The organism is Pseudomonas sp. WSY_20 (assembly GCF_043104335.1).
Taxonomy (GTDB): domain Bacteria; phylum Pseudomonadota; class Gammaproteobacteria; order Pseudomonadales; family Pseudomonadaceae; genus Aquipseudomonas; species Aquipseudomonas parafulva_B.
Window position 1 is genome coordinate 20,227 of sequence record NZ_JBICKP010000052.1, and the last position, 22,764, is coordinate 42,990.

General features: G+C 59.8%; 33 protein-coding genes and 1 pseudogene. 10 read left to right on the plus strand and 24 right to left on the minus strand.

The window, feature by feature from the left end; all coding sequences use genetic code 11:
* Positions 1 to 7 precede the first annotated feature (7 nt).
* From ACF8E5_RS13030 to ACF8E5_RS13040, 3 genes and pseudogenes are all read right to left on the minus strand, one after another.
* The gene (locus ACF8E5_RS13030) at positions 8 to 1,291 is read right to left on the minus strand and encodes an arsenic transporter (RefSeq protein WP_058638267.1); all 1,284 of its coding nucleotides are present in this window, start codon (positions 1,289 to 1,291) and stop codon (positions 8 to 10) included.
* A gap of 21 nt (positions 1,292 to 1,312) precedes the next feature.
* Positions 1,313 to 1,660 carry a metalloregulator ArsR/SmtB family transcription factor gene (locus ACF8E5_RS13035; RefSeq protein WP_058638266.1) on the minus strand — a complete coding sequence of 116 codons (348 nt, stop codon included), beginning with the start codon at positions 1,658 to 1,660 and terminating at the stop codon, positions 1,313 to 1,315.
* Positions 1,661 to 1,993: 333 nt separating this feature from the next.
* Positions 1,994 to 2,343 (minus strand): annotated as a pseudogene (locus ACF8E5_RS13040) (integrase).
* Between the two features lie 176 nt (positions 2,344 to 2,519).
* On the opposite strand from ACF8E5_RS13040, the gene ACF8E5_RS13045 reads away from it, so the two are divergent.
* Both ACF8E5_RS13045 and ACF8E5_RS13050 read left to right on the plus strand, forming a co-directional pair.
* Complete coding sequence (locus ACF8E5_RS13045) at positions 2,520 to 2,708, plus strand: hypothetical protein (protein ID WP_027916391.1); 189 nt, start codon at positions 2,520 to 2,522, stop codon at positions 2,706 to 2,708.
* Between the two features lie 120 nt (positions 2,709 to 2,828).
* Positions 2,829 to 2,996, plus strand: a complete 168-nt coding sequence (locus ACF8E5_RS13050) for a hypothetical protein (RefSeq protein ID WP_165919287.1) — start codon at positions 2,829 to 2,831, stop codon at positions 2,994 to 2,996.
* Positions 2,997 to 3,095: 99 nt separating this feature from the next.
* On the opposite strand, the gene ACF8E5_RS13055 is transcribed toward ACF8E5_RS13050, so the two are convergent.
* Both ACF8E5_RS13055 and ACF8E5_RS13060 read right to left on the minus strand, forming a co-directional pair.
* Positions 3,096 to 3,473, minus strand: a complete 378-nt coding sequence (locus tag ACF8E5_RS13055) for a VOC family protein (protein ID WP_058604129.1) — start codon at positions 3,471 to 3,473, stop codon at positions 3,096 to 3,098.
* An 88-nt stretch (positions 3,474 to 3,561) separates the two neighbouring features.
* Positions 3,562 to 3,999: an acetyltransferase gene (locus ACF8E5_RS13060; protein ID WP_058638265.1), complete on the minus strand. Its 438-nt coding sequence runs from the start codon at positions 3,997 to 3,999 to the stop codon at positions 3,562 to 3,564.
* A 165-nt stretch (positions 4,000 to 4,164) separates the two neighbouring features.
* On the opposite strand from ACF8E5_RS13060, the gene ACF8E5_RS13065 reads away from it, so the two are divergent.
* Both ACF8E5_RS13065 and ACF8E5_RS13070 read left to right on the plus strand, forming a co-directional pair.
* Complete coding sequence (locus ACF8E5_RS13065) at positions 4,165 to 4,581, plus strand: hypothetical protein (RefSeq protein WP_392475382.1); 417 nt, start codon at positions 4,165 to 4,167, stop codon at positions 4,579 to 4,581.
* 42 nt (positions 4,582 to 4,623) lie between these two features.
* Entirely contained in the window at positions 4,624 to 4,857 is a 234-nt protein-coding gene (locus ACF8E5_RS13070) for a hypothetical protein (protein WP_326383707.1), read from the plus strand.
* Between the two features lie 450 nt (positions 4,858 to 5,307).
* Here the strand turns inward: ACF8E5_RS13070 and ACF8E5_RS13075 are convergent, their stop codons facing one another.
* On the minus strand, positions 5,308 to 5,886 hold the full coding sequence (locus ACF8E5_RS13075; protein ID WP_058638262.1) for a GNAT family N-acetyltransferase: 579 nt from the start codon (positions 5,884 to 5,886) through the stop codon (positions 5,308 to 5,310).
* A 99-nt stretch (positions 5,887 to 5,985) separates the two neighbouring features.
* The gene (locus tag ACF8E5_RS13080; RefSeq protein WP_058638261.1) at positions 5,986 to 6,318 is read right to left on the minus strand and encodes a hypothetical protein; all 333 of its coding nucleotides are present in this window, start codon (positions 6,316 to 6,318) and stop codon (positions 5,986 to 5,988) included.
* A 197-nt stretch (positions 6,319 to 6,515) separates the two neighbouring features.
* Between ACF8E5_RS13080 and ACF8E5_RS13085 the strand changes: the two genes are divergently transcribed.
* Entirely contained in the window at positions 6,516 to 6,815 is a 300-nt protein-coding gene (locus tag ACF8E5_RS13085; RefSeq protein ID WP_145256033.1) for a hypothetical protein, read from the plus strand.
* Positions 6,816 to 7,271: 456 nt separating this feature from the next.
* Here the strand turns inward: ACF8E5_RS13085 and ACF8E5_RS13090 are convergent, their stop codons facing one another.
* Entirely contained in the window at positions 7,272 to 7,529 is a 258-nt protein-coding gene (locus ACF8E5_RS13090; protein ID WP_196185495.1) for a hypothetical protein, read from the minus strand.
* Positions 7,530 to 7,844: 315 nt separating this feature from the next.
* Here ACF8E5_RS13090 and ACF8E5_RS13095 point away from each other — a divergent pair, with 315 nt between their 5' ends.
* On the plus strand, positions 7,845 to 8,153 hold the full coding sequence (locus ACF8E5_RS13095) for a hypothetical protein (protein WP_058638258.1): 309 nt from the start codon (positions 7,845 to 7,847) through the stop codon (positions 8,151 to 8,153).
* A 36-nt stretch (positions 8,154 to 8,189) separates the two neighbouring features.
* On the opposite strand, the gene ACF8E5_RS13100 is transcribed toward ACF8E5_RS13095, so the two are convergent.
* The 3 genes from ACF8E5_RS13100 to ACF8E5_RS13110 all read right to left on the minus strand — a co-directional run bounded on the left by ACF8E5_RS13100 (position 8,190) and on the right by ACF8E5_RS13110 (position 9,189).
* On the minus strand, positions 8,190 to 8,420 hold the full coding sequence (locus tag ACF8E5_RS13100) for a hypothetical protein (protein WP_058638257.1): 231 nt from the start codon (positions 8,418 to 8,420) through the stop codon (positions 8,190 to 8,192).
* 136 nt (positions 8,421 to 8,556) lie between these two features.
* Positions 8,557 to 8,763, minus strand: coding sequence for a hypothetical protein (locus ACF8E5_RS13105; RefSeq protein WP_058638256.1), 207 nt, complete (start codon positions 8,761 to 8,763; stop codon positions 8,557 to 8,559).
* A gap of 117 nt (positions 8,764 to 8,880) precedes the next feature.
* The gene (locus ACF8E5_RS13110) at positions 8,881 to 9,189 is read right to left on the minus strand and encodes a hypothetical protein (RefSeq protein ID WP_197844078.1); all 309 of its coding nucleotides are present in this window, start codon (positions 9,187 to 9,189) and stop codon (positions 8,881 to 8,883) included.
* A gap of 213 nt (positions 9,190 to 9,402) precedes the next feature.
* On the opposite strand from ACF8E5_RS13110, the gene ACF8E5_RS13115 reads away from it, so the two are divergent.
* On the plus strand, positions 9,403 to 9,729 hold the full coding sequence (locus ACF8E5_RS13115) for a hypothetical protein (RefSeq protein ID WP_058638381.1): 327 nt from the start codon (positions 9,403 to 9,405) through the stop codon (positions 9,727 to 9,729).
* Between the two features lie 92 nt (positions 9,730 to 9,821).
* Here ACF8E5_RS13115 and ACF8E5_RS13120 read toward each other — a convergent pair whose 3' ends face one another.
* Positions 9,822 to 9,992 carry a hypothetical protein gene (locus ACF8E5_RS13120; protein WP_023533860.1) on the minus strand — a complete coding sequence of 57 codons (171 nt, stop codon included), beginning with the start codon at positions 9,990 to 9,992 and terminating at the stop codon, positions 9,822 to 9,824.
* A gap of 136 nt (positions 9,993 to 10,128) precedes the next feature.
* Between ACF8E5_RS13120 and ACF8E5_RS13125 the strand changes: the two genes are divergently transcribed.
* Entirely contained in the window at positions 10,129 to 10,647 is a 519-nt protein-coding gene (locus ACF8E5_RS13125) for a methylated-DNA--[protein]-cysteine S-methyltransferase (protein WP_392475383.1), read from the plus strand.
* Here ACF8E5_RS13125 and ACF8E5_RS13130 read toward each other — a convergent pair.
* Both ACF8E5_RS13130 and ACF8E5_RS13135 read right to left on the minus strand, forming a co-directional pair.
* The gene (locus ACF8E5_RS13130) at positions 10,632 to 10,874 is read right to left on the minus strand and encodes a hypothetical protein (RefSeq protein ID WP_058604143.1); all 243 of its coding nucleotides are present in this window, start codon (positions 10,872 to 10,874) and stop codon (positions 10,632 to 10,634) included. The two genes, ACF8E5_RS13125 and ACF8E5_RS13130, sit on opposite strands and share 16 nt — an antisense overlap.
* A complete protein-coding gene (locus ACF8E5_RS13135; RefSeq protein WP_058638252.1) occupies positions 10,871 to 11,611 on the minus strand; it encodes a carbon-nitrogen hydrolase family protein in 741 nt (246 codons plus the stop codon). Before ACF8E5_RS13135 ends, ACF8E5_RS13130 begins: the two co-directional genes overlap by 4 nt.
* Positions 11,612 to 11,723: 112 nt before the next feature.
* Here ACF8E5_RS13135 and ACF8E5_RS13140 point away from each other — a divergent pair, with 112 nt between their 5' ends.
* A complete protein-coding gene (locus tag ACF8E5_RS13140) occupies positions 11,724 to 12,416 on the plus strand; it encodes a metallophosphoesterase (RefSeq protein ID WP_058638251.1) in 693 nt (230 codons plus the stop codon).
* Here ACF8E5_RS13140 and ACF8E5_RS13145 read toward each other — a convergent pair.
* Together ACF8E5_RS13145 and ACF8E5_RS13150 are read right to left on the minus strand one after the other, a co-directional pair.
* Positions 12,397 to 13,008, minus strand: a complete 612-nt coding sequence (locus tag ACF8E5_RS13145; protein ID WP_078478575.1) for a LysE family translocator — start codon at positions 13,006 to 13,008, stop codon at positions 12,397 to 12,399. The two genes, ACF8E5_RS13140 and ACF8E5_RS13145, sit on opposite strands and share 20 nt — an antisense overlap.
* A gap of 97 nt (positions 13,009 to 13,105) precedes the next feature.
* The gene (locus tag ACF8E5_RS13150; protein WP_392475384.1) at positions 13,106 to 13,927 is read right to left on the minus strand and encodes an AraC family transcriptional regulator; all 822 of its coding nucleotides are present in this window, start codon (positions 13,925 to 13,927) and stop codon (positions 13,106 to 13,108) included.
* 129 nt (positions 13,928 to 14,056) lie between these two features.
* Between ACF8E5_RS13150 and ACF8E5_RS13155 the strand changes: the two genes are divergently transcribed.
* The gene (locus ACF8E5_RS13155; protein WP_392475385.1) at positions 14,057 to 14,680 is read left to right on the plus strand and encodes a LysE family translocator; all 624 of its coding nucleotides are present in this window, start codon (positions 14,057 to 14,059) and stop codon (positions 14,678 to 14,680) included.
* 42 nt (positions 14,681 to 14,722) lie between these two features.
* On the opposite strand, the gene ACF8E5_RS13160 is transcribed toward ACF8E5_RS13155, so the two are convergent.
* The 8 genes from ACF8E5_RS13160 to ACF8E5_RS13195 all read right to left on the minus strand — a co-directional run.
* Positions 14,723 to 17,206, minus strand: coding sequence for an autotransporter outer membrane beta-barrel domain-containing protein (locus ACF8E5_RS13160; RefSeq protein ID WP_392475386.1), 2,484 nt, complete (start codon positions 17,204 to 17,206; stop codon positions 14,723 to 14,725).
* A 132-nt stretch (positions 17,207 to 17,338) separates the two neighbouring features.
* Complete coding sequence (locus tag ACF8E5_RS13165) at positions 17,339 to 17,614, minus strand: peptidylprolyl isomerase (protein ID WP_027916368.1); 276 nt, start codon at positions 17,612 to 17,614, stop codon at positions 17,339 to 17,341.
* A gap of 75 nt (positions 17,615 to 17,689) precedes the next feature.
* Positions 17,690 to 18,460 carry a 3-hydroxybutyrate dehydrogenase gene (gene hbdH / locus ACF8E5_RS13170; RefSeq protein WP_326383705.1) on the minus strand — a complete coding sequence of 257 codons (771 nt, stop codon included), beginning with the start codon at positions 18,458 to 18,460 and terminating at the stop codon, positions 17,690 to 17,692.
* Positions 18,461 to 18,638: 178 nt separating this feature from the next.
* On the minus strand, positions 18,639 to 18,920 hold the full coding sequence (locus ACF8E5_RS13175) for a peptidylprolyl isomerase (protein ID WP_197844084.1): 282 nt from the start codon (positions 18,918 to 18,920) through the stop codon (positions 18,639 to 18,641).
* 36 nt (positions 18,921 to 18,956) lie between these two features.
* On the minus strand, positions 18,957 to 20,066 hold the full coding sequence (locus ACF8E5_RS13180; RefSeq protein ID WP_197844085.1) for a 3-deoxy-7-phosphoheptulonate synthase: 1,110 nt from the start codon (positions 20,064 to 20,066) through the stop codon (positions 18,957 to 18,959).
* Between the two features lie 571 nt (positions 20,067 to 20,637).
* Positions 20,638 to 20,946: a hypothetical protein gene (locus ACF8E5_RS13185; RefSeq protein ID WP_027916365.1), complete on the minus strand. Its 309-nt coding sequence runs from the start codon at positions 20,944 to 20,946 to the stop codon at positions 20,638 to 20,640.
* A 98-nt stretch (positions 20,947 to 21,044) separates the two neighbouring features.
* Positions 21,045 to 22,340 carry an MFS transporter gene (locus ACF8E5_RS13190; RefSeq protein ID WP_326383704.1) on the minus strand — a complete coding sequence of 432 codons (1,296 nt, stop codon included), beginning with the start codon at positions 22,338 to 22,340 and terminating at the stop codon, positions 21,045 to 21,047.
* A 212-nt stretch (positions 22,341 to 22,552) separates the two neighbouring features.
* A partial coding sequence (locus ACF8E5_RS13195) for a hypothetical protein (RefSeq protein WP_392475387.1) occupies positions 22,553 to 22,764 on the minus strand: 212 nt, incomplete at its 5' end.

Consider the following 22,764-nt stretch of genomic DNA (forward strand, 5'->3'; position numbering starts at 1 on the left):
GCGGATGTCAGAGGCTCAGGCGCAATGCCAGGGCCGAAAGAGTGACCAACAGAACCGGCAGCGTCAGCAGGATGCCGACCTTGAAGTAGTAACCCCAGGTGATGCGCACGCCTTTGCGCTCAAGCACGTGCAGCCAGAGCAGCGTGGCGAGGCTGCCGATAGGGGTGATTTTTGGGCCGAGGTCGCAACCGATGACGTTGGCGTAGATCATCGCCTCACGCACCAGCCCTTGCGCCTCGCTGGCCTGGATCGACAGGGCGCCAACCAGCACGCTGGGCATGTTGTTCATGACAGAGGATAGTAATGCGGCGATCAACCCAGTGCCGATGGCGGCAGCCCACAGCCCTTGCTGCGCAAGTCTGTCGAGTAAGTGAGTGAGCATATCGGTGAGGCCGGCGTTCTTCAGCCCGTAGACCACTAGGTACATGCCAAGAGAAAAGATCACCACCTGCCAAGGCGCTTCGCGTAGCACCCGACGGGTCGAAATGCGGTGCCCGCGAGCGGCGACGGCAAAGAGGATCGCCGCACAGGCTGCGGCTACCGCACTGATCGGGATACCAAGTGGTTCCAGGGCAAACAGGCCGATCAACAGCACCACCAGCACCCAGCCACCGACGTTGAAGGTTGCGCGGTCATGAATCGCCTCGCTTGGGACTTTCAAGGCCCCGACCGTGTATTGCTTAGGGATGTCACGGCGGAAGAACAGGAATAGCACCAGCAACGTTGCGCCCACGCTGGCGAAATTCACCGGCACCATCACCGAGGCGTACTCGCTGAAACCCAGCCTGAAGTAGTCGGCCGAGACGATGTTCACCAGGTTGGAGACTACCAGCGGCAGGCTCGCCGTATCGGCGATGAAGCCGGCGGCCATGACGAAAGCCAGCGTCGCGGCAGGAGAAAAACGCAGCGCGAGAAGCATCGACATGACGATGGGCGTGAGTATCAGCGCCGCACCATCGTTAGCGAACAGCGCCGACACGGCAGCACCGAGCAGCACGCAGAAGCCGAACAGGCGGTAGCCGCTGCCGTTTGCCCAGCGCGCCACATACAACGCGGCCCACTCGAAAAAACCTGCCTCGTCCAGCAACAGGCTGATGATGATGATGGCGATGAAGGTGGCGGTGGCGTTCCAGACAATCGCCCACACGGTTGGGATGTCGTGCAGCGAAACGGCACCCGACGCCAAGGCGATGAGGGCACCGAGTGCGGCACTCCAGCCAACCCCAAGTCCCTTCGGCTGCCAAATTACCAAGATTAGGGTGAACACAAAGACGGCAATTGCAATCAGCATGAAAGCCTCGCCCGATGTTGATCAGCAGCAGGCAGCGTCACGAACGGGGCGGCCGTCCATGTTTTGCAGCCGAAGCGAGTTTTCTGCCAACCACTGTGAGTTGGCCTGCAAGGTTACCTGCAGCATTTCATGCACCCAGTCGGGAAGATCCGGATTTAGGCGGTAGTACACCCATTGACCCTGTCGACGGTCCAACAGCATGCCACTGCTGCGCAACTGCGCTAGGTGGCGACTTATCTTGGGTTGGCTGTCATGCAAAGCGCACATCAGTTCGCAGACACAGAGTTCACCGAGGCTAGCGATCAGCAAGGTGGCGCGAGCACGGGTCTCGTCGGATAAGTTCTTGAACACATCGGGCGGGGTAATCATGGCTGCACCATAACATATGGAAATCCGAATATACGAATATACATATGTGTGATGCAAGCAGATACGGTCTGAAAGTCCGCTGTGGGTCGATAGCAGACTTTGAATCAGCGGAGCATACGCCGGGAACGACGTGCGTTATGCCGGATCGGCATCATGGCCGGATGAAAGCCATCGGACCAATTCGCGAACCAACTCATGAGTATCGGTGAGGAAGTGAGAGGAGTCTGGCCCAGCAAAATCGACACATTCCCACCCGCAAAACCCCATGGCATAGCGCATGGTGATGTTTGCTGTGGAGATCAAGTGCTTGTCCTGCGGGGGGCAGAGGTGTATTTAGCCCCTTGCGTCACGGTTGGACCACGCATGGGCCAATCGTGACGCGGGGCGGCAGCTTCTCCAGCTCCCTCCGGTCCGAGGAGGAGCTGATCCATTTCGCGTAGGTCGAGAGCAACATCTCAACGCTATGGCCGAGCTGATTTGCAATGAACGCAGGGTTCATCCCAGGCATCAAGCACATGGTTGCGTAGGTGTGGGGGGGCGTACTGCCGGCGGTCACGGATGTTCAGCGCCTTGGGCGCTGATTTGAACTGGCGGATTGTAACACTTGTCTCGCCGATCCACAGCCCACCTTTGTTCGGCTGGAATAGCAAAGGGTATTGCTGGTGCGTCAATCTGGATGTCATGCAGCGAGGTGCAGCCGCTAACGGCGGCTGCCCCAGGCGCCGTGTGGAATCTCATGAAGTCGGAAAAGCTGCCAAACTGCAAAATAGCGGCATGCTGCATTATCTAACTCAAGCGCACATAATGCAGCACGCAGGACGCACGACGGGGTGCGGCTCGAGGCATGGAAGGACGACCAATGACCGAGAAGGAGGAGCTGGAGCTTGAGAAGCTTCAGGCTGAAATTCACAAGCTCACTGCCGAGGCGCGAAAATTGATCGCCGAGGCCAACAAAATGAAGCGCGAGACGCTGTTTTACCCATTTGTCGCGGTGGGAGGGCTAGTCACCGTCATCGTTACCGCTGCTGCCTTCATTCAAAAGCTCTAGCCTGCCCACTGAGAAAACAGGCTTGCGCCGAGCGGTCTTGAGCTTTACGCCGATTCGGTCGACACTAGCGCCATAGGGTCTTGCGACAGGCGTGACCTGGCATCCCAAGCGAGGACGACCATGAGCCATGATCAAGTTATCAAGCAGATGAAAGAGAACCTAGCACAGCTGGGCAGCGAGGTCCGTGAGGGCACGCAACACCAAGCGCGCAGCATCTTTCTGTCGGCTGCTGCAGGCGCAGTGTTCGCCCTGGCGACGAGCTGGGTAGCGTTCAAGCTCTTTTCCTGATCATTTGGGGCTGCCACCGGCAGCCCCCGATAGCCTGCTCAATTTCTTGAGGCCAATCCAGGCCTGTCTGGATTTCCACGTTCTGCTTTGCGAAACCGACTAGAGCCGCTCCGATATCTCTATCAAGTTGAGGTCCGGGTCGCGCACATAAATGGATCGGATAGGTCCTGTGGCGCCGGTACGTTGAACGGGGCCTTCAATGATTGGCCACTGTTGTGCTTTCAAGTGGGCCACGACTTCCTCAAGGCTGATCGAGGCGATGAAGCAGAGGTCCAGTGCGCCCGGTACCGGCAAGTGAGCTTTGGGTTCGAATTCGTGGCCACGCACGTGCACGTTGATCTTTTGCTCACCGAAGCGCATAGCCAAGCGCCCAGCACCGAAGTTTTCCAGCTTCATGCCCATGATGCGGGTGTAGAAATCCTTGCATGCCTCGACATCGATGGTTGTCAAAACGAGGTGATCAAGATGGTCGATCATTTCTCTGCCTCTCTAGGTGAGCAGTTGGGGTCCGATGAGCTTTTCGTCCTGACCAACGAGCGAAATAGAGCGCTCCCTGACAACAGTGCTAGCCAGGCAAGCTCAGGTGCAGCAAGGGGAAGGGGCGACCCTCGCCATCCAGAGGGGAGCGGCCTGTTTGGATAAAGCCATAATGCAGATAGAACCCAACCGCTTCCGGATTCTGCTCATTCACATCAACACTGATTTGACCGCGCAAACCGCGGGCATGATCCAATAGCGCGCGGCCGATGCCTTCACCTCGCCGATCGGGTTCGATAAACAGCATTTCTACGTGGCTTTCATTAAGCCCGATGAACCCAAGCGGTCCGTCCTTGGGCTCTTCCGCGATCCATAATTCGACAGCAGGCAGGTAGACATCGCGCAGTTGAACAAGCAATGCCTCAATATCGGCTTGCTGCAAGAAATGGTGGGTAGCGCGCACAGCGCGCAGCCAAATGTCCAGCAGCTGCGGATGGTCGACATTAGTGGCCTGGCGAATGATCATGGCATCATCCTTAACAGGTAATAGTTGGAAAGGGGCGCGGTAGGCGTGATAGGAAGCCTACGCGTCATCAGTATCGTGGCCGAGCGTGCAGTGCCTTGAGCGCGGATTTGACGAGGCCGATTGTAATGCATGGCTCATCAACTTTATTAGACCTGACATGACCTGATGAAAAACTATCAATGCCTAATTATGGCCACTGTCATGCTTTCAAGCTGTACTGCGCAACCTGCACGGCCAGTGATGGAGGAGGCTCAGTACAAGGGCTTTGCGCTGTCATCCATTACTGGGGAGCAGTGCGCGATCACCGGACTGCTGGATGTCGACCTGGCTGCTGCCAATAGTGTGATGCTTGAAGAGCATGCGGCAGCATTTCAGTATGACCCCGCAAGGATGGAGATTGAGCGCCGGCAAGCGGCTATCGACATCAAGCATGGGGACGGCGTATCGGAGCCTGCCTGTAACGCGCTTGCTTATGAGGTATTGAGAACACTGGCGGTGCGTAGGATCGAAGATCAGTCAGCGCTGCAGCACAGGCGGATAGCCTTGCAGGAAATGAAGCAGGCGGGCGGTGCTGTTCCCTGACCTGCCTATAAACGGGACATGCATGCATAAGCGTTTTCAGAGATGGTTTACACCAGCACGCAAGCGATGGGCTGGGGCAGCATTGATCGTTATCGCGTTGGTCGCAATGGCAATGAACCCCGCAAGCAGGTGGCCTTGGGTGCTGGCGACTGGTGTGATCTGGCTGATCGCGACCTGGTTACCCAGAAGATGACGCATCGTCAGTCACAACTGCTGGAACTCGATGCGCTGTCGCCAGAATGGCTGTCACTCGAAGGGTCGCTGTTGCTGACATGATGGCCGTCATGGTGTCGTCCCGAACAGGTAATGGGCGCTGGCTCGTCGTTGTTCGTGAACGCAAAGGAGCAGGCATGGCTGATCTGGCTGGAATCGGTTGAACGGTTGAGCCCAGCCTGCCCTGACTTATTTTTGCGCTTGAACAAGCGCGTGAAGAAGGTAGGCATGACTAGCCCTTTTCGAAAAGCCTGTTGAGAAGCCCCTCTTGATGCACATTGTCGTAGCACCCAGGCTGGTTGGGTGGTGTGGCGTCGCAGGGGATGTTTCGCTGATCCCAGCGACTGCCATAGGGGCTGTTGAAGTAGTGATTGCATCCTGTAAGCAGGGTCGCCATCAGCGCGATTAGTAGACCTTTATTCATTGCAACCTCATCCACCAAGTGTCCCGGTTAGGACGGCGTTGGCAATAAGCAGGGCACAGGTGAGTCGAATCAAATGGCTCCTTTCCAGTTCAACCAATACCGCGACCATCAGCCCTGTAAGCTGCGGTATTTGCCAACCAGTCAGCCCGCGTCATCTGCCAGAGTTCAACATCCATCAAGCCGCTTACAAACCATCCTTTCTGCAAGCCCACCAAGCGCATGCCCTCAAATTCTGATACTCGACGAGATGCGTGATTGGCCACCGCCTTGGGCACCTGCATGATCGGCCGCGCCAGTGTTTCGAACCAGTAGGCGGTGACGACTGCGCACGCCTCACGCATATAACCGCGACCCCACCACTGCGGTGCCAGCCAGAAACCCCTGTTGTTTCCGGGCTGTTCGAACAGGCTAATGCTGCCCAGTCTGCAGTCAGGGTCATCACGCATGCGAATCATCCAATGCCATTCACAACCTGCCGCCATTCCCGGCAGCGCAATGTCGCGAACATAGGCCAGGGCGCCGTCGACTGGGTAAGGCCATGAAACCCGACTATCCAGATAGCGCACCACCTCCCATTGGGGGAATTGCTCTTGGATGAAGGCAACGTCCTCCAAGCACAGACGCGTGAGCACCAGCCGATCAGTAAAAAGCGTGGGATGACCATCCATGGAGTTGATACCTCTTGGTCCTTTAACGAGTAAGGCTATCGGTCTGAGTCTGACGCTCTGTGCTTATCGAAGTCAGGCTGATGCGTCCTTCAAGGCATATTAACCATTGACCCGCACAGCCAACAAAGCCCGTTCCTTGCTCAGCGGCTTGAGCAGGCCTGGCTGGTCTCCAATTTTCATGAACAGATAATGGTCTCCACGCTCGCCACGGAGGATGCGATAGACCTGGGCGGTTCTGTCCGTACTGGGCGAGGTTAATTTGTCGACCAGTAATGTGTACCTAGTGACCCCTAAGGTGCTCAAGGCATCTGCAAGTTCGGTATCGATCTTCGCTCGCCATTTCTTCATGACGTGCCGGTGCGCCATGACCGTCAGGCTAATCGCCAACAGTGGCATCACCGCGGCTGAGAAGAAGGTAACTAACGTGTTCATGATTTATGCTCGCGGCAGATGTGCAGTGTGTCCAGGCATCGCCAATGGCTCCCTGTCGGCATGGTCCTGCATTATGGCACTGACGTTTTCCGCTCGTCTGATCGATAACGCTCGATGCCATATTTTGCTAGTAGCCCAAGCGGCGGGCCGCTAATGTCCCCCGTAGTGGCCATTAGACTAAAGTATTAGGAGGCGCGATGCGGATGCGCGGCAGTGTGTTCTGGTCCTGGGCTGATCCTACGTTGCACCACCGCGCGCACGAAGAGACGTTGATCGACAGAACGTCGATCAATGTTCAGGTTCGCTTGTCGCGAAACGGCCGGGTTCAATTGTTCATCGGTGTCTATGCCCCGGGCGGCATGCCTGTCTATGAGGAGGCGTTCGACGACCGCCCAAAGGAGTCCATGTCCCGGGCATTGGCCTGGGGCGTCATGAAGGCCCGTGAAGTGGCTTCGTGCAATTCCCTGGGCATCCCCAAGCGTGATCATGGAACGTGATGGCTGCGTATGCGCCTGAACTGCTGGGCGCGACCAATGCCTAACGCATGACACGTTGAGGAGCTTGAGCATGACTGATCAGCAGCATGAACCCAAGAAAAATGAGGTACCGGCTCACGCCACCGAGGAGGAAAAAGCGAGGCTCAAGGACAAGAACAAAGATGGGATACCGCCCGGCGTTGCCTGATAGTGCTCACTGGGCGTGAACTTCTGAATGCCATCGCTTATCTGACTTACGCGCCGGCTCGCCCGGCCGTGGACAGTCGTCTTTCAAGCGGATAGTTGCGTATGTTTTCAGAGGATTTCTACGGTATCTACCTCGTTGTGGAAGCGGTGGTGGCTTTCGTTATATTGGCGATCGCCGCTCACTGGAGTCAGGGTATCTGATGGAGCGAGGCGGCACGGGTCACCCCGTGCCGCTGCATCTTCGGTGATCGATCGCAGCCAATCGTCGACTCAGCCCCTGATCACCTCTAGCCGTGCTCGGCCTGCTTCGGTAATCGCGTTTTCGCCTTCGTCACTGATGCGGTACCGCCCCGAAGGCATCTTGTGAATCGAGAATCGCACCAGTCCGCTGCGGGCAAGCGCTTGCCCGGCTTCATAACTCATTGAACTTTCAAGATCGAATACCTTGATTTCACCAATTTTGAAACGTGAAAACGCGATGAGTGCTGAATCGATGACGTCTTGGCTGACGGAATGAACGTGTTCCATTTGACTTCCCAGTTCGTGAGTGGCCCGGTCCGTGGGCAATAGCAACGGACCCTGGCAGTTCGTCGAAAGCCGAACGCTACTACGCGCGATACGGAACGTGTACTGGGTTTGCATCCACGCTGGATGCAAACCCAGCGACAGTGACTGCGCTCCGGAAGTGACAGATGCCTTCACTCAAGAGGTCAACTGAACGCTCGAATAGCAGCCAGGCGGGTAGAGGCGTCATGGGTGCTTTGCTTTTGACAAACCCAACCGCAATACTTCGCTTATTCAATTGGAGGAACTTGCGTGGAAACAAGAAGTGCTGTGGCTGAAATGTTCATTGGTATTCCAACACATTTCTGGGTATTGCCCGTAGCAGGTCTGATCGCATACTACGGCGTCAAATGGTCAGCCAAGCCTACACCAAGCGCGCAGTGGATCAGAAGGGCAACCTATTTGCTGTTGATCGCCTTGGCTCTGATCCCGAATGCATTCTACACGCTCATGCCGCCTAACCCCGGCCCTGAGCAGCTCATCGATAACCACCCAATGCCCAATTATGCCGGCCGCTTGTACTTGGACCTGTTCTACGTGTTCAGCGGGTGGGCTTTGAGCAAGGTGGTCAAGCTCAGGTTTCGTTGAGGCGATCTGCAGTGCATGGGGATCGAACACAATGCGTTACTTGTTAGGCACCGTAGGGCAAAGCGAGCTCTGCATCTTGGTTGCTACCTCGCGCAGGGCTTCGGTCACCTGTGCAAGGGCTTGGATGTGCGCGTCCACGTCGATCTGATCAGGATGGGCACCCCGCGCCTGTATGAAGCGCGCATGGCCATTGAGGGCTTTGCCAAGCGCTTCTAGATGATCTGCGGTTTTGACCAAGTCCGATTTGATGCAATCGAGTGATTCCATGAACACGTTGACTCGCTGAAAGATGAGTCAACGTTAGCATGTTCGCGTCCGCTGCGCCTGGCGACGCTTGCGGCAACGGCGCAGGGCGATGGAGCGCCTGGACGCACTCTGTTTCTCCACCTGGCCGCGCGCCCCATCAGGACGGTGCCTGGTCTTCGGACTGCACCATCAGCACCGATCCTTGAGCGTCCGTGCCCAGTAGGGCAGGGCCGCCATCAGCACGGGCTTCTGCAAGCGCTGTATCAGGGGTGCGAAAAATCTGCTGACGCTGATCGGGACTTACAAGGGTCACCAGCTTACCGCTCTGGTAAAACAACCGCGTTTGTTTGGACGGCTCTTTCATGGGTTCGGCATCCTTAGGTAAGGCGTTCTTGTGCCGGGATTGGCCTGATGACATTGCCAGTCTCTACCTGCCCATGCTACTGGCAGAACTGTCAGGCGACAGCGCGCGCAGCGCCGGCTACTCTATCAAGCGTTCCGGATTGAAGAAAAAAGATGCGATCAGAACCGCAGCGATAACCCCGGTGGCGTCAGCCAGGAACAACGACAGTGAGTGACTGTTGCCCACTGATGCGCCCAGTCCTGTAGCAAAATTCACCCCGTGCGGGAATGCAGCAACCATCAGTAGAACACTGGCCAGCAGACAAGCGAGCAGCTTCATGTAAAGCCTGCCGAACGCCAGCCCATAGGTCCAGAACACCAGGATGCACACCATGGCCAGACCAGTGGAGATTGCAAACTGTGCAAGCACTTCAAGCCACCACACCATGTAGGACTCCAACGAATAGCCAAATTAGATCAGTCAATCAGTGCCACATCACCGTGGCCGTGCATGATTGCTCATCAGAAACAACACAGGCTGCATTCGTTCCGTAGGTAGTTCAATAAAGGGCAACCGCGATGTTTTCAGCATTCGACGATGGTCCATTACTCGTTCCTGCTCTGCTTGCTAAAATGCCCGCAACTGATCGAGGCCAAAGAAATGCCTAATTACCTTTATGTCGTGCCGGCGCTGTGCGTAGCACTTGTGGGCTGCGCCTCACCAGGCAAGCCCACTGCCAGCAAACTCACATCCAAAACGCCCCAGCAGTATGCAGCCTGCGTAATGCCGCAGTGGCAGGCACTGGCACCCAATTCAACGCAGAAATCCATACCCCATGGCGTACGTATGACAGCGCCAAGTGCGGTGACGACCGATGATGTGTTGGAGGTGATCGAATCGGGCGAGGGTAGCCGTGCAACGTTCTACAAAGGCAGCTTTCTGTCGGGCGACAAGCTGAGGGTGGCGGCACGCGAATGTCTTGATTGACACCAGTGGTGGGCGGATTTGCTTACGTAGGTGATTGCAGGAAAAAGGGCGGTCCTTCGCCTACTGAAGTGTGTGGTGGTTTCGCCCGCCGTTCATTGGAGCAGTGCAGGCTTGCGTGCGGTTTTGCGGCGTACTACATTGCATACCCAGCGCTTGCCGCACCGGTAAGGCGCGCGGATGAACGTAAGGTCAGCGATCAACCTGGCCCCTTGTGCTTTCAGGGCTTGTGCGAGTTGTGCGAGCGTCTCAGCTTCGATAGTCATGATTCACCTCGTCAGTTTCTTGCAGCGTTCACAAGTGTTGACCGGTGCTGATTCGCAGTAATTCAGTTCCATTACGGTTAGTCGCTTTGTCATAAGCACCCCGTCGCAAGCTGCCTTTTGGATCCCGAGTCGCGATATGCCCAGCTTGTACACCCTCATGCCATCGCCAGTTGGCACGCTGACCCTCGTCTCTCAGGATCAAAGGCTGAGTGCGGTGCTGTGGGAGCAGGAACGAGAGAACAGGGTACGCCTTGGCCCGCTGCAGCGTGAAGACCGCTGCCCTGTTCTGATCGAAACCGCACGTCAACTTGGCGAATACTTTGCCGGCAGACGTCAACGATTCGATCTGGCTTTGTCATTCACAGGAACGGCACTCCAGCGCCAGGTGTGGGACGCGCTGCTGAGTATTCCTTTCGGGGAAACCCGCACGTACGGTCAGATCGCCCAGCAAATCGGCAACCCCAGTGCCGTGCGGGCGGTGGGGGCTGCCAATGGGCGCAATCCGATTTCGATCATCGCACCCTGTCATCGCGTCATAGGGGCTAGCGGCGGGCTTACCGGCTTTGCCGGTGGGCTGGCAGCCAAGCAGTTGCTACTGGCCCTCGAAGGCCGGCAAACGTTGCCATTGCACTTGCAGCTTCAGCCTAGCCAGTAGACGCCGGCGCACGACGTCGCCGTCAGGACCGTACCTACCATGAGCGAGTACTCCCAGCGCACCCGGCGCAACCGTTGCTCAACGGCGCGCAGGTATTGACCTGGGGTCGGGGCATCGGTGCGATGGCGCATACCCTCGGCGATGTCAGCCACCTGGCCATCGAGTAGCAATCCGACCACGTAGTAGCTTAGCCCGTAGCTCGCCAGGGCCATTACCAGGTAGATCACGCTGGCGCGTCCAGCGGCATGATGCTGGCAGTGCCAGCCTCGGTGTCCAGTAGCAGCATGCCTTCGCTGTGAGGGTCCAGGCAACCCAGCAGGCGGCCCTCACTGTCCCATGCCGCAGAACCACCGGCCGCCACGAAATGGTCGGCAGGTCCAACGCAGTTGGCCATCAGCACGATCAAGCCCAGTTCTCGCGCCACCTGCGGATAATGCGCGTGTCCTTCCCCTACGCCTTTTGCCGTCTTGGCCACACTGACCAGATAGATGTCTGCCCCTCGTTCTTTGGCCGATGCAGCGTGGGCCATGAACATGGATTCATAGCAGATGGCCGGCGCGATTCGGTGCTGCGCCGCCTGGATCAGCGAGGTGCTCGCCCCAGCGTAGAAGTAGGGCAGTTCATCTTCGTGCAGGCGCTGTTTAGCATAGGCTTGGCGCGGGGCGCTCGGGGTAAAGATCGGCATGCCGATCTGGATGCCGTTCGGGGTTGGCAGTGGTAATCCCGCCGCAACGATGATGCCCAGGCGGTCACTTGCCGCTTGCAGCGGGTCCAGATGTGGAGAGCATAGGGGCAGCGCAGCCTGACGGGCAATGCTGGGTTCGTAACCGGTCAACGACAACTCGGGAAAGACGATCACGGCAGCGCCCACGTTCGCGGCCTGTTCGATGCAGGCCAGATGACGCCTGACGTTAGCAGCCACATCGCCCTTGAGTGAACCCAGTTGCGCAGCGCACAGCTTCATGACACTTCCTTCCCTGGTAAGTGATCGCCGAGCATACTCCCGACCAGACGCTTGTGCCATGCTGTCCAGGCAAGGGCCTAGGGTCTTTGCCTACTTGCTAAGGGATCAGGTCATGCAGCGTTTCCAGGTTGTTGGCGCCAATGTTCTGGGTCGAGACCTGGCCGTGGGAGACATACACGGCCATTTCGACCGGTTGCAGCAAAGCCTGGACGCCGTCGGTTTCGATACGGGCAAGGATCGGCTGTTCAGCGTTGGCGACCTGGTTGATCGCGGTCCAATGAGCCGGGCAGCCCTGCACTGGCTGGAGCAGCCATGGTTCTACGCGGTCCAGGGCAACCACGAGTCACTGGCGATCAACCTGGTGCGTGGCGGCCGGCTGGACCTGGACATGTACCGTGCGGCCGGGGGTGGATGGTTCATCGATTCAGCGGCCGCTGAGCAGCTGCGCTTCGTCGAACGCTTCGAACAGATGCCAATCGCTTTGCAGGTCGAGTCGGCAAGCGGCCCTGTGGGCCTGCTGCATGCCGACAGCCCGTTCGATGACTGGTCGACCCTGGGTACCTGGCTCGAACTGGGCGACGATCCAGACGTACTTGAAACCTGCCTGTGGTCAAGGCGACGTTTGAAGCAGGGCGATACCACGCCCATAAATGGGCTGCGTGCCCTGCTGGTCGGCCATACCACCGTCCAGTCTGTCAGGCAGCTGGGCAATGTGTGGCATCTGGATACCGGGGGATGGACCAGTGGGCATTTCAGTCTGATGGACCTGCGTACGCTGACGCTCGTCAACGCCAGGCCAGCGTGATCAGCAAACCCATGCCGAGCAGCAGCAACACGAGGCCCGACAACCGTTCGAGCAAGGGCAGGGCGGCGCTGAATCGCCGCAGCACCCGCGGGTGGCCTATGCCGACGGCGACCAGCAAGTCCCAGGCAAGCACCGCGCAGAGCATCCAGACTCCGTACGACACCTTCCACACCGTGGAACTGCCCGCCACCAGGCTGGCCAGGCTTGCATAAAACAAGGCATTTTTAGGATTGAGCAGGCCTGACAGCAGGCCCATCTGCAGGTTGCGCCACCAAGTGGGCGATGTGCTGCCCGAAGTCGCGCAGACGCTGGTACTGCCGGCATGACGCACAAAGGCAATACCCAGGTAGATGAGATAAACCGCACCAGCCAGTTGCAACAGGTCGAACAGCACGCTGCCCTCGTGCAGTATGGATACTCCGGTAAATGCCAGCACGATGAATACCCCGTTGCCCAATGCAATGCCCAGGCATGCACCGCTGGCCACGCGCCAGCCGCTGGCAATGGCAGTTCGGGCAATCAGGAAGAAGTCCGGCCCTGGCGACAACAGCGCCAGGAAGTGGGCGAGGGCAATCAGGATAAACGCTTGCATGGTCGCAGGTTACTCGGCGCTTGAGGTCAGTTGCCCGAGTGTGCGGGCACATGAACCCCGCGTATTGAACAATATTGCAGGTGATGACCGCGCAGCCTTACTTCGTGGTCTGCCCCTTGAGGTATAGCCCGGGTGTGATCCCGACATGCGCCTTGAATACCCGCTGGAAATGACTTTGATCAGCGAATCCCAGGTCGTGGGCGACTTGCACCAATCGGTGACCCTGCCGGAGCAGTCGACGACTCTGGTTGATCCTGGCGTTGAGCACGTAGGCGTGCGGAGTCAGACCTGTGGCAGCGCGGAACGCGCGAATCAGTTGATAACGGCCAAGGCCGGCCTCACGGGCAAGTGACTCCACGGTCAGGCGAGTCGGGTCCTGGTCGCGCAGGTCCATGAGCAAGCCCTGCAGCGCCGGCGCTTGAAGGACGGGTGCTGCGGCCGAGGGCGAGAAAGTATCGAAATCCATGTCGCACAGAAAAGCGATCAACTCGGCCTCCTTTTGCACCGGGGTCGCCTCGGAAAACAGCACGGCATTCAGTTGGCAGAACCGGCGGTACGCCTCGGCATCCCGGCTGACACGCGCCGGTTGCTCAGGGGCGCCGCAGGGCAGGCCGGACTCAGTGCGCAGCTCGGCCAGCCAGCTCGCATCCACATGCACCATCTGGTAGCTCCAGGGCTGGTCTGCCTCGGGGTTGCAGGCATGGACCCGGTGCGCGGGGACCGCCACCAGCGTACCGGGGGTGAGCCGCTCGGTACCGCAGCCTGCACCCGTGAACAAGCTGGAGCCTGCGTCCACGGCACCGATAGAGAATGTCGGATGGCTATGGGCCTTGTAGCAGGCTCGGCTGTTACAGGCGCGGCGGCTCTCGACCTGCGGCAAGCGCGGGTCTCGCCACAGGGTGATAGTGGAATGGGGCATCGAAGGGTCCTTGTGATGACCGACAGCTTAAACAGCCGCTGCTCGCCCGTACAGTTGTGGCACGTGGCTGTACCTTGACGCTGCGGCCCGGTACCTGCGATACAACCCGTGAATTCAGAGGAGAGAGAGATGGACATTGCCAGCCTGATGCTTTTCATACCGGCCTGCTTTGCCCTGAACATGGCACCAGGCCCCAACAACCTGTTGTCGCTTCACAACGCCAGTTGCTATGGCTTGCGTACCGCGTGCTTTGCCGGGGTAGGACGCCTGCTGGCCTTCAGCGGCATGATAGGCCTTGCGGCCATGGGCCTGGCCGTGGTCCTGCATACCAGCGAAACCCTATTCCTGACGATAAAGGTGGTGGGGGCGGTGTATCTGTTCTACCTGGCGTGGCAACTGTGGCGTGCCCCAGTGGCCGCGGCCGTCGAGGCTGGGTACCCGCCATGCAGTAGTTGGCGTCTGGCGCGTCAGGAGTTCATGGTTGCAGCAGGCAATCCGAAAGCCATCTTGATATTCACGGCTTTCTTGCCACAGTTCGTATCGGTCGCCAGCCCCGTCCCTGTAGGTCAACAGTTCCTGCTACTGGGCGCTCTGTTTCTGCTGCTGGAGTGGGCAGCTATCGCGCTCTACGCCGCAATCGGCGCCTATTTGCAGCGATGGTTTTCAAGGCCGCGGCCGCGTAGGTTGTTCAATCGCACCAGTGCCGCGATGCTGGCAAGCGCTGGAGCAGGGCTGTTGGTCGTCCGGCGTTGAAGAAGGCCAGGGCGCGTATTACCCTCGCGCCCCTCTTGCGTGTCAGAACTGCCAGCGCACACCCAGGTTGACGCCGCTAGCCTCCTGTTCACGGCTGTCCAGGTGCGTCGTGTACTGAACCCCGCCGTGCACGCTCAATGATGTGTTGAGTTGCGCTGCAACACCTGCCTCGGCTTGCAGGGCGGTATAGCGGTAATCGGTCTTTACCTTGTCCGTGTTGTCGAACACCAGCGTGTCCCGCCCGCCGTCTCCATGCCACAGGTTCACTTGCGCGTAGGGCTGCAGCAGCCGGGTGCCGTTGGCCTTGAATCGCCCCTCAAGGCGTAGCCCAACGCGGCCAGTGAGCTCGACCTGCGCGTCATGGTCGATGTGCGATACACGATCGCTGGTGGTATCGAACTTGGTTTTCTGGGCGATGACCTGAGCCTGCGGCTCGATTGCCCAGTGCGATGACAAGGCTATGGGCACGCCGGCTTCCAGCGAAGCGGCCCAGGCGTCCCCATCCAGGTCCAGCTTGTCGCCTCGGTCCGAGCGCGCCCGCCCATCCAGACGGGTGTACTGCAAAGCGCCATCCACATAGCCACCGTCTGCACCTACCCAGCTCCAGTACACACCTGCACTCTTGCCATCCAGGCGCAGGTCACCGACGCTGCGGTCCTCCTGTGCCAATGCAAAGCCCTTGACTCCGGCCGTCAAGCGAGACTGGCTCACGTACACCCCTGCGTGTTGACGGGCGCCGGTATCACTCACATGAGCGTACACGTCCTGACCAACCTTGAAGCCATACAGGTCGCCATCGAGGCTGGGGCTGACAGTACCGCTCCACTGTTGACGGAGCGCGCCGCCGTACCCCTGACCCCAAGCAGCAGGCAATGCGCCCTGGCCCTCCAGCAGTTGCTGGTCACCCTGACGCTGATGGAAAGTGCCCAGTGCCTGGCGCACCACGACAGCAGCCCCCCTGGGGGCGGCGGCGTAGACCGCGACCTCGGGACGATACAGTGGCAGGCTTTGGTTGCCGGCGATTGGGGCGGGCAAGTCCAGTTGCCCTGGGGCCGGAGCGGCAACCGGCGGGGTGATCGCCGGCTGCGGTGCAGCCGGTTGCTCGGGGTCCGGCTCGCCAGGCACCTCGGGCTCAACCGGCGCTGTCACCACCGGTGGCGCCACCAGCGTCGAGCGCAGGTACCAGTTGTTCTCGCTGCCGGCGGTGACGCCGCCTTTGAACAATCGGTAGTCGTAAGCGCCCGCTGAAAGGGTTTGCGTTTGCACAAAGGCTGTCGCCGTACTGGTGGCACCATCGCGTGCTTCCACCACCTGAATGCCGTTCTGGTATGTCGGCGCGCCGGCTCCACCCAGGTTGTTGACGATCAGGCCGGTCGTCCCCGTTATGGAGCCAGCGCTGACCACCAGGCGATCTGAGGGCGAATTGTCGCCGGCTAATACGCTGTTCACGCGCAAGAAGCCATTTTCGCCGACATAGTCGCCCTGGAGAGTAAGACGGCCCAGGGCATCGCCACCCTCGGTGAGGTTGAGCGTACCGGCGTTGCTCACCGATGCCCTTTGCCCTGGACCAAACGCTGTGATCACGCCCTCGCTGGAGGCTAGGACGCTGTTGTTGTCGAGCGTGAGCCTGCCGGTTCCGGTGCCGGCGTCTCCAAGCACCAGGGTGTCGTCGAGCGCCAGCTGGCTTAGATTGGTCAACGCCACCGTCTCCCAATTGAGGTAACGAGCACCGCCCACCACGCGGCTATTGTCGAATGTGAGCGCATCGTTGCCTTCGCCACCATTGATCGTGATCGTCAGCGTTTCCGGGTTGAGCCCGGAGAGCAGCGCAGTGTCGTCGCCCGGCCCGGCATCGACTCTCCCGCCGATCGTCCCGCCATCCCAGACGAAGCGATCGTTACCCGTGCTGAGCAGTACATCCCCCGCGACACTGCCGCCATGAATCAAAACGCTGTCGTCGCCGCCGCTGACACTGATATTGCCGCCAATAGTGCCGTCGAAGACTTCGATGTAATCGGTGTCGAACGCGGCGATGACGTTCCTGTCAACGCTGCCACCGCGCATGATGAAGGTATTCTTGTCCAGGCGCAGGTTGACGTTTCCGATCCGCCCGCCATCCATTTCGGCGTAGTCGCCGCTGTCGAAGGTGCCCTTGATCCAGCCGCCGGACATATAGAAGGTGTCCAGCCCGTCACCTTGGTTGACGTTGCCCTCGATCACGCCGCCGCTCATGACGAAGTCATCGATGCCGCCGCCCTGATTGACATTGCCGGCGATCGTGCCGGAGCCCATATCGATACTGTCCCGGCCTGGACCGAAGGTGACATCGCCTTCGATGGCGCCGGTGCCATTCGCCGGAAACACCAGGCGGTTGTCGCCCTCGGTATCGACGAGCGAAGGCGATGACCCGCTGTCGCAGACATACGTGTCGTTACCGGCGCCAGGGGGAAATGTGCAAGCTGCCTGAGCAGATGGCAGGGCTGCGCCCAGTAAACTCAGGGATCCCACAATCAGTCGTACACGCATAGCGAAGCCTCCATCCCAAGCCAGCGCGCAGAATCGGTTGCGCGGGGTCAGGCACTTTTTACAGAGGCAGGCTTGAAGGCGACAACTGGCAGAACTGCTAGTTGCTGGGTACTGAGGTGGCAGTGTTGAGACTCAGTCGCGGTAGAACGTCTGTACCAGGTGATAGCCGAATTTGCTCTTCACAGGCCCATGCACCACGCGCAAGGGTTTCTTGAAGATGACCTGGTCGATCGCACCGACCATCTGCCCAGGTCGAATCTCCCCGAGATCGCCGCCACGCTTGCCCGAGGGGCAGAGGGAGAACTTCCTGGCGAGCACATCGAACGCCTCACCCTTGGCGATGCGCTGCTTGAGCTTTTCAGCTTCGTCAGCAGTCTTGACCAGGATGTGGCGGGCTTGGGCTTTCATGATCTACCTATGCATGCAGCGAGAGAAAGCAGGCATTATGCCCGACGCACCGCTAGCCGTGCGAACCGGCATGGCTTATTGCGCCAGCCATCCACCGTCCACGTTCCAGGCTGCACCGCGTACCTGGCTGCCAGCCTCGCTGCACAGAAACAGCACGAGTTCGCCGAGGTGCTCAGGGGTTACGAACGCCTGCGAAGGCTGTTTTTCCGCGAGCAAGTCCCGCTGTGCCTGCTGGGGATCGATGCCGGTTGCTGCACGTGCGTCGATTTGCTGCTGCACCAGCGGCGTCAACACCCAGCCTGGGCACAGGGCATTGCAGGTCACGCCGCTCATGGCAGTTTCCAGCCCTACGACCTTCGTCAGGCCAATCACCCCATGCTTGGCGGCGACGTACGCGGCTTTGCCTGTGGAGCCGACAAGCCCATGAACCGAGGCGATGTTGATGATGCGCCCCCAGTTGCGGGCGCGCATGCCTGGCAACACCAGGCGAGTGCCGTGGAAGACCGCAGACAGGTTCAAGGCAATGATCTTGTCCCAGCTGTCCACCGGGAAGTGCTCGACGGGTGCCACATGCTGGATGCCTGCATTGTTGACCAGGATGTCCACGGCACCGAATGCCTGTTCGGCAAAGGCCAGCAGGGCCTCGATCTGAGCAGCATCGGCAAGGTCAGCGGGATGATGCCGCACCTGCACCCCTAACTGTTCAAGGCTGGCGATGGCCGGTGAAGGATCACCAAAGCCGTTGAGCACGATGCTGGCCCCCGCTCGCGCCAGCACATGGGCAATGCCCAGGCCAATGCCGCTGGTGGAACCTGTGATCACTGCTGTCTTGCCTTTGAGGGTCATGCAAAGCTCCCTAGCAGCGCTCCGGCGCTGACTGGAACGAAGAAAGCCATTGGGCATCGCCCGGGATGGGCTGAGCGTAGGAGCGGAGCGGCTGATCAAAGGTTCCGTGGGTACCTTCGCATGGCGCCAATGCAGCAGCTTTGAGCCACTCCCTCCTACCGGGCTTGCTTCGCAGGACTTAGTCCTGGCGGCTGGTCACTTCCAGCAGGTGGTAGCCGAACTGGGTCTTGACCGGACCCTGTACGGTGTTGACCGGGGCGCTGAAGACGACAGTATCGAATTCCTTGACCATCTGGCCTGGACCGAACGAGCCCAGGTCACCACCCTGGCGGCTGGACGGGCAGGTGGAATTGGCCTTGGCGATTTCACCGAAGTCAGCACCCGCTTCGATCTGGGCCTTGAGTTCTTTGCACTTATCTTCGCTGTTGACCAGGATGTGACGGGCGGTTGCACGTGCCATGGGGTACTGCTCCTTGGGAGGGTAAAGAGGCAAAGCCTAACGCACTTCAACCGGTTGTGTCTCGCAGGGTTCGGCCTGCCGCTCACCCAGACGTCGTGCCGCATCGTGCAACAGCGTTTCGGTGGCGCTCCAGCCAAGGCAGCCATCGGTGATGGACACGCCGTATTTCAGCGCCCCTTTGCCGAGCGCCTGACAACCCTCGAACAGGTGCCCTTCGATCATCATGCCCACGATCGAGGCGTCCCCATTCAACCGCTGTTGCAACACCTCGTTGAACACAGCCGGTTGCCGGGCCGGGTCCTTGCCACTGTTGGCATGGCTGCAATCGACCATGATGCGCGCAGGCAGACCCGCTTTGGCGAGCCCCTGGCGGGCTAGGGCGACGCTGTGGGCGTCGTAGTTCGGGCCCTGATGGCCACCGCGCAGCACCAGGTGAGTGTGCGCATTGCCCAGGGTTTCGACGATCGCAGGGTAGCCCTGGGCATCCATGCCGAAATGCCGGTGGGCATGGGCAGCGCTGCGCATGGCGTCTGTCGCGATGGCCACGCCGCCATCGGTGCCGTTCTTGAAGCCCACCGGCAGCGCCAGCCCGCTGACCATTTCCCGATGAATCTGTGATTCGGTGGTACGGGCGCCGATGGCAGCCCAGGCCAGCACATCGTCGAAGTAGCCAGCAGCCATGGGTTGCAACAACTCGGTCGCGACCGGCAGGCCCCGTTCGATCATGCCCAGCATCAGCCCCCGCGACAGGGCCAGGCCTGCGTGCATGTCGTCGCTGCCATCGAGGTGAGGATCGTAGGCCAGGCCCTTCCAGCCCACTGTCGTGCGCGGCTTTTCCACGTAGGCACGCATCACCAGCAGCAGGCGATCATCGACCTGGCGGCTCAACGCGGCCAGGCGATCGGCGTATTCCAGCGCCGAGCGCGGATCATGCAGCGAGCACGGCCCTACGATCACCAGCAGGCGGTGGTCGCGTCCTTCGAGAATGTCGCAAATGGCTTGGCGGTGCGCCTGGACTTGATGAGCGAGCGAGGCAGAGAGCGGCATCTGCTGTTTGAGCAGGTGCGGACTGGGAAGGCGGCGGCTGACAGCGGTATTGGCAGCTTGAGGTTGGGTCGGAGGCAGGGCGAGGCTGGATGCTTGCATGGGGGGGTTCCTTGGGCGGACGGCAGGCGCTATATCCTGCGCGGTCGGCCCTATCGAGGTGTTCGACAGATCGGTGATTGGCTATTGGTTGGGGCTGTGCCACCTGTGCAGAACCGATCGGAGGCGGCAGGCTGGCCCGAGCGGACGTGGCTAAATCGCCAGGTGGAGGTGCCAGCTACGTAATAGGTGTCGTATTTCATGAATCTGTCCTCTGAATCGTTTGGGTGTAGGCCTGAAAAAACAAAACCCCCTGTCGGGAGGCCGACCGGGGGTTTGAGTATTCTCATGTTCGGCGGCCCCTCGAAGGTGGACGCCGTGTGGGTATCGGCGCCTAGTGGCTAAACCAATACCCGAAGTAATAGGAGGCAGGTGCATTTACAGACACGGTCACAGCCGATACTGGGCGCGAAGCGCGGCCAGTGGCAAGGACGAGTGTGTGGATGGTTGCTTGCATGCTGCTCTCCAGTGAATGAACCCGAGCTTACTGCACATTGCGCGGGCCATTCAATGGAAAAATGCTATGAGCGCAATCGATGGGATGATTACGTTAGAGGGTCACGAGACCGTGGTCTTAGTGGCTGTCTTGATCTTCAGCTTGCCCACCGGTGGCACCTGCGCCGGAGCCTGTGGCTTCGCCGGTGCTGTTGGAGCCGCCTGCCGCACCGTCATGGGCACCTGCTGCGCCGGCGTTGCTGCTGTCATTGTCACGGCTGCTGCCTGGGGTGTTCACGCTGCTGCCTTCACCTGCGGTCTTGCCGCCCATCTGGTCGGTTTTCGGGTGCATATCGGTGTTGGTAGTGTCAGTAGCGGCCTGACTGGTACCGGCCAGGGTGGCCAAGGCGAAAGCAACGGACAGCGAAAGGCTACGAATGCGAATCATGGCGAAGCTCCTGTGCATGGAATCTGTCATTGGTTTGGCAAAGACCTGCACAGGAGGTGCCCTAAGGGCGACGGATGGTCGTTAACGGCACGCTTACCTCAACAGGTCTCGCCATGATGCGATGGCTTGGGTTCGGCCGTTTCCATCGGAGGATGCTCCTGGGCAGCATGCATCAGGTCCTCGGTAACCCGCAGTTCAGCGCCGGTAGGCGAGAAGGTGGTGGAGGCGGTGAACGGGGCAGGGTGTTCCGCGGCCGGACGCTTGCCGCGCCGCCACAGGAAAAAGCCCACCATCAACAGGTTGACCACGGCAAAGGCCCAGAAAAGCCCGGCTTCGCCAAACTCGGTCATGACGGGCGAAATCGCCATCGGCGCCATCGCCGAGCCCAGCGAGTTGATCAGCAGCAGCCCTTGGATCATGGGCACCAGGGCATCGGATGGGGCACGGTCGGCCGCATGGCTGACCGCCACCGGGTACAGGGTGAACACCCCGCCGCCCAGCAGAAACAGCATCGCCGGTAGCAGGAACGCATCCGAGGGCAGGAATACGGTGCCCAGCGCCAGCGCAGCGCACACCGCAGCCAGGGCAATCAGCACGTCCTGGCGGTCCCTGCGGTCCGACCAACGCCCCACGGGGTATTGCAGCAGCATGGCCCCGAGGATGACCCAGGCCATCATATTGCCCACTTCGCCAACGTCCAGCCCGATACGTTGGAGGTACAGCGGCAGCAACGTGTAGATCCCGGCTATGGCCACGCCGGAACCAAAACATCCCACCAGCCCCGAGGGTGCCACGCCCAGCAGCTGCCGCGGCTTGAGCGGCTCGACCTGGTCCAGCAGTGGCGAGACCCGTGGCAGGATCACGATCGGCAACACCGACAGCGCGGTGAGCACACCCGCCAGCATGAAGGGCGCCGTCTCGCCCAGGCGGGTAATCTCGCCAAGCCCTGCCTGGGCCAGCACCCCGGCGCCATAGAAAGCGATCATGTACAAGGCCAGCAGGCGACCGCGGATCTTGGCGTCCCCGGCCAGCAGCAACCAGCTTTCGATCACCAGAAACACACCCACGGCCGCCCAGCCATTGATCAGGCGCAGCACCGACCACCAGGTCACGTCATAGAACAGGCCTTGCAGCAGGATGGTGACGCCGATCAGCGATGCAAAGCTGGTGTAGGCGCGGATATGGCCGATGCGCAGGATGAGCCGATCATTGAAGATGGCGCCCAGGGTCAGGCCGATGAAGTAGGTGGACGAGACGATGCCGATGGTGGTGGCAGACTCGCCAGCCTCGCCGAGTCGCAGGGTGGTCAGAGAAGACATGAAGCCGTTGCCCAGGGCAATGATGAACAGCCCGAGCAGCGGCGCCAGCGCCATGGCCAGCAAACGCGCAGACATAGGTACCTCAAGTTGGATATGCGAAGGTTGGCCTTTTCGAGCGCGCACGCCGATCGACCCGGATAGGGTAGAGGCTGCACGGATGCGACCTGGGCAAGACTCAACCGCTTGGCCATGCGAGAAGACGGCCGGGCGGGGAGGGTTGAGCCTATTTCACATGAGCGTTCATGGGGTCAGGCGCGGACTCGGTCTTGGTTGCCGGTTGCCACCGTTCAAGGCGACGGGCGAAAAGGAAGCGCGATTCTACGGGCTTGCAGGGTTTTGCCAAGGGTTGACTGCCTGCGGCGCGATGCCGCAGTCTCGGAAAGACATGCCAATGTCTTTCCCAGGCAAATCTCCCGCTCCCGCTCCCGCTCCCGCTCCCGCTCCCGCTGTTGCTGTTGCTGTTGCTGTTGCTGTTGCCGTTGCTTTGGCTTTTGCTTCT